2 protein-coding genes are annotated in these 3913 nt (G+C 52.8%); both read left to right on the top strand.

The features are described from left to right. The first annotated feature begins 1234 nt into the window (after positions 1 to 1234). Positions 1235 to 3079 carry an alkaline phosphatase gene (locus tag QZR21_RS08480; RefSeq protein WP_296098844.1) on the top strand — a complete coding sequence of 615 codons (1845 nt, stop codon included), beginning with the start codon at positions 1235 to 1237 and terminating at the stop codon, positions 3077 to 3079. Positions 3080 to 3170: 91 nt separating this feature from the next. After that, positions 3171 to 3707, top strand: a complete 537-nt coding sequence (locus QZR21_RS08475) for a hypothetical protein (RefSeq protein WP_296974930.1) — start codon at positions 3171 to 3173, stop codon at positions 3705 to 3707. The last annotated feature ends 206 nt before the right edge of the window (positions 3708 to 3913 follow it).

The following is a 3913-nucleotide window of genomic DNA, read 5'->3' as shown; positions in this document are numbered from 1 at the left end:
GCCCTTTGGGCCGCAAAAGAAGAACCACCAGCTAAGCTGGTGGGTTTCTCTTTTTTTAGAGTTGAGAGTTGAGATTTGAGAGTTGAGGTCCAGCCTGCGGCGCGAGGTGGGGACGGTTGGAGTCACTGGGAGTGGGGCCTTGAACCTTTAGCCTTGAGACTTGAGCTGACCACCCAGATACCAGCCACCAGCCACCAGCCACTGATTCACTGCAGAAGGAAGGCTGTTGAAAAGCCCTGTATTCCCGACCACCAGAAAGATTTCTCGGCTCATCGCAGCTGTAGCGATTCTTGACTGCAGAGTCATAGGGCATGTTCACACCGCTCGAAATGACGGTCATCGTTTAGCGTCAGTCAGGCCTGCGGGTGGGGTGTGGATAGTGTCGTTTGGGGCGGGAACATCAGATGGCCAGACGGTCAGATGTCAGACCGGTCCAGCCTGCGGCGCGTCCAATGGCTAACCTCCGTCTGCTTCGCAGAACCCGCCTCTGCGAGGCGGATCCATCCCCTGGCCTTTGGCCTGCCCCCTTCTCTAAGGGGGCACTCGCTTACGGTTATTTTTCAATTATGAGATAACCAATAAGCATGCAGCCTTTTGCGGCTCTGACGCTGAACCTCAACTCTCAAATCTTTCCCTATTGTGCAGGCCCTTAGAGAAGGCCCGCGGCAAAGCCGCAGGATGGATTGATGGGAGAGTAGCTACGCCGCCGTTGGAATCCTGATGACTCTATCCCCAAAACGTGGAAATGACTCTACCCAAGCCTCCCCCCCAGGCACGAAGTGCGCCAGGGCGGAGAGGGGTTGAAAAGACTTGTATTCCCGACCACGAGAAAGATTTCTCGGCTCATCGCAGCTGTAGCGATTCTTGTCTGCAGAGTCATAGGGCATGCTCACACCGCTCGAAATGACTATCATCGTTTATCGTCAGCCGGATTCTGAAAGGAAGGCAGACGTCAGACAGGTTCCGCGGCGCAGCTGCGGGACCTCAATTCTCAAACCTCAAATCTCAATTCTGTTTTTTCAATCTATTTACAAAAGTCCACATTTCGTCAAAAATGTTGGACTTTTATTTTATTTCTAATTTTCATTTTGCCTTTCTCATACAAAGCCCTGTCAGAACCGTTGCATTTTTTCTTTATCATGGAACTCAGAACAACAATAAAAGAAGTGATGAATAAGATTCATCGGGAGAGCACGGTCATGGTATGGTGCTTTCCAAGGGAAGGAGCAGAGGTATGAAAAAAGCATGGATGAAAGCGGCTGTTTGCGCAGTACTGGCAGGAGGTGCCCTCCTTGGAGGGGCATTTCCTTCTCAGGCATCGGATATCCGGATTCTTCCGGTAGATACGGCCAAGTTCTGGGCAGGCGCCCGTTTTGATTTCGATGTGGAAGTGTCCAATGCCAAGAACCTGCAGTCCGTGGACGTACAGGTGAACGGTGTACCGGCAGAAAAGTTCTTCGGCAAGAAGGCAGTCACCAAGGATCTCGGAAACGGTGTGACTTCCTACCGCATCGATGATGTGGACTTTGCCAAGACCGGCAAGGTGGAAGTAACGGTCAACGCAAAGGACAGCCTCGGCGTGTCCAAAGCCACCGCCGGCTACAATGTAGTCCATGAAGCAGCTGTGAAGAAGGCAAAGAACGTCATCCTCTTCGTAGGCGATGGCATGTCCCTCCAGGCTCGTGAAATTGCCCGTATCCTTTCCAAGGGTATGACAAACGGCAAGTACAATGACCTGCTGGCTATGGAAAAACTGGACCACAATGCGGTCATCACCACTTCCGGTTACGATTCCCTGGTCACCGACAGTGCGAACTCCGCATCCGCCTATGCCACAGGCCACAAGTCCGTGGTCAATGCCATGGGCGTCTATGAAGACTCCACGAAGGATCCCTTCGATGATCCGAAGGTAGAAAACATTTCCGAAATCGTCAAGAGAACGAGAGGCATGTCCGTCGGCATCATTACCCAAGCGGAATCCACCGATGCTACCCCGGCAGCCATGATCGGCCATACCCGCCGGAGAGCCAACCAGGATTTCCTGGCTAAGAGCTACCTGGACGCTTACCATCGCCCGGACGTTATCATGGGTGGCGGCTCTGCCCGTTACCTGCCGAAGTCTGTTCCCGGATCCAAGAGAAAAGATAACGACAACATTATCCAGGATTTCAAGAACCTGGGCTACACCTTCGCTTCCACTTCCAAGGAAATGATGGCTGCTCCGGACAACAAGCCGCTCCTGGGCCTCTTCCATACGGGCACCATGAACGTGTACATCGACCGTGAAATGCTGAAGAACCCGAAGGTCCTGAAAGGCTTCACGGACCAGCCGAACCTGATGAATATGACCAAAAAGTCCCTGGACATCCTCTCCAAGAACCCGAACGGCTTCTTCGCCATGATTGAAGGGGCTTCCATCGATAAACAGCTCCACGTCATGGACTGGCAGCGTGCAGCCTACGATACCATCGAATTCGATAAGTCCATCGAATACGCTGAAAAGTGGGCAAAGGAACATGGCGACAATACACTGATCATCGTCCTCGCCGACCATGCACACGGCATCTCCATCAGCGGCACCTACCATGAACGGGATGGCAAGAAGGGCACCGAAGCAGTTCGGGTCTATGCAAACTCTATTTTCCCGACATTCAAGGATGCCGACCACGATGGATTCCCGGATAACCCGGATCCCGATGTGACCCTGGCTGTCCAGTACGCTAACCATCCGGAATACTATGAAAACTACCACTTCATGAAGACCCCGACTCCGCCGGCCCTGGCTGTAACGGAGACCAAGGAAGAAGCGGTAAAGAACGGGGACAACGTAGAATACCATCAGGTATCCCATGCTTCCTCCAAAGCAAATCCGGCTCGTATCCATCCTGGCGACCCGGCTGAACTGATGCCGGCCAACACTCCGAAGGACGATCCCCAGGAATGCCATTCCGCCGATGATATTCTCCTGAATGCCGGCGGCCCTGGCTCTGAATACTTCCATGGCACCATGGATAATACGGAAGTCTTCTTCGGTATGATGAGAGCCCTCGGCATCGACGCTACAAAAAATAAGAAGTAAGGAAATGGAAGGGAGATCCCTGAACCGGTGACCTCCCCCATAGATGGGGGAGGTTACTCCCACTTTCCATACCTCCAAGGACATATGATTGATGAAACGATTACTTTTGATTTCCTTTATGATTCTATCCCTGTTCCTGGCAGCGGCTCCGGCTGCAGAGGCGGAAGAATTATCGTTTGATGAAATTTATTCCTCCTACTCCGCCGATGGCCTCGCCTTCTCGGACAAGGTGCAGAGTCTTGAAGGCGGCACAGTGACCATCTCGGGCTACATGGCCCCGCCACTGACGCCGACCATACATTTCTTCGTGCTCACTGAAGTCCCTATGTCTGTCTGCCCCTTCTGTTCCAGTGACGCAGACTGGCCTGATAACATCATCGTTGTCAAAGTAGACGACCCCATTACCGCACTCCCTTACGATACCCCCATCACCGTTACAGGCACTCTGGAGATAGGCAGTGAGACTGACGAAGAAACCGGATTTGTGAGCCAGCTTCGGATCCATGCGGATTCCATCGACAGCTGGTTTCTCCTGCCGGCCCATCGCTTGACTGACAAGGGCTGTGAAATGGTTCATCCATTCACGGCCTTTTTCTGTGGGAAAGGGAGAGAATTGAGAATTGAGTAAAGAGAATTGAGACCCCGCGGCTTCGCCGTCTTATCCTGTCAATCTATCCTGCGCCTTTGGCGCGGCCCTTCTCCAAGGGCCTGCATGCTTTGGGATTACCACATATATCGAGAATAGCCATAAGAGCGTGCCCCCCTTGGAGATGGAAACCCTTCGGCCGGGCTCTAAGGTGCTCGCTTAATGGGCAGGCTATGCTCGCAAATGAG

Source organism: uncultured Dialister sp. (assembly GCF_900541605.1).
Taxonomy (GTDB): domain Bacteria; phylum Bacillota; class Negativicutes; order Veillonellales; family Dialisteraceae; genus Dialister.
This window is presented reverse-complemented; position numbering and strand designations above follow the sequence as displayed.